Annotated in this window: 1 protein-coding gene; it reads left to right on the forward strand. The window is 55.9% G+C overall.

Annotation, left to right across the window (positions count from 1 at the left end):
• Nucleotides 1–10: 10 nt before the first annotated feature.
• The coding region (gene virG, locus NKG99_RS35810) for a two-component system response regulator VirG (protein ID WP_352556354.1) at nt 11–681 on the forward strand (671 nt) is incomplete at its 3' end.

Below are 681 nucleotides of genomic sequence, written 5' to 3' on the forward strand. Positions count from 1 at the left end.
AGGTGTGCCGTTGAAACATGTTCTTGTCATTGACGATGATGCCGCAATGCGGCGCCTCATCGCCGAGTATCTCACGATGCATGCCCTGAAGGTAACCGCAGTCCACGATAGCAAGCAGTTTGACTATGTTCTTTCACGTGAGCCAGTCGATCTCGTGGTTGTTGACCTTAACCTAGGCCGGGAGGATGGACTTGCGATCGTCCGCAATCTGGCGACAAAATCGGATGTTCCTATCATAGTGATCAGCGGCGACCGGCTTGATGAGGCGGAAAAAGTGGTTGCACTGGAGCTCGGCGCAACCGATTTCATTCCCAAGCCTTTCGGGATGCGCGAATTCTTGGCCCGCATTCGAGTAGCGCTACGCCAGCGCATTTCTAGTCCGCGAACCAGAGAGCAGCGCTCATTTCGCTTTGGGGCCTGGAAGCTCAGCGTGAAGCAGCGGCGACTGATCTGTGCGGAGCGTGGCGAGGTCAAGCTTACCGCATGTGAGTTCAATCTCTTGATCGCATTTCTGGAGAACCCCCGCAACGTGCTATCCAGAGAACGGCTTTTGCTCGCGAGCCGTGTGCGTGGAGAAGAGGTGTACGATCGAAGTATCGATGTCCTAATCATGCGCTTGCGCCGAAAGCTGGAGGCTGATGCGGCCAACCCTCGCCTGGTCAAAACATCCCGTGGCGCAGG

The organism is Mesorhizobium sp. M1409 (genome assembly GCF_040317535.1).
Taxonomy (GTDB): domain Bacteria; phylum Pseudomonadota; class Alphaproteobacteria; order Rhizobiales; family Rhizobiaceae; genus Mesorhizobium.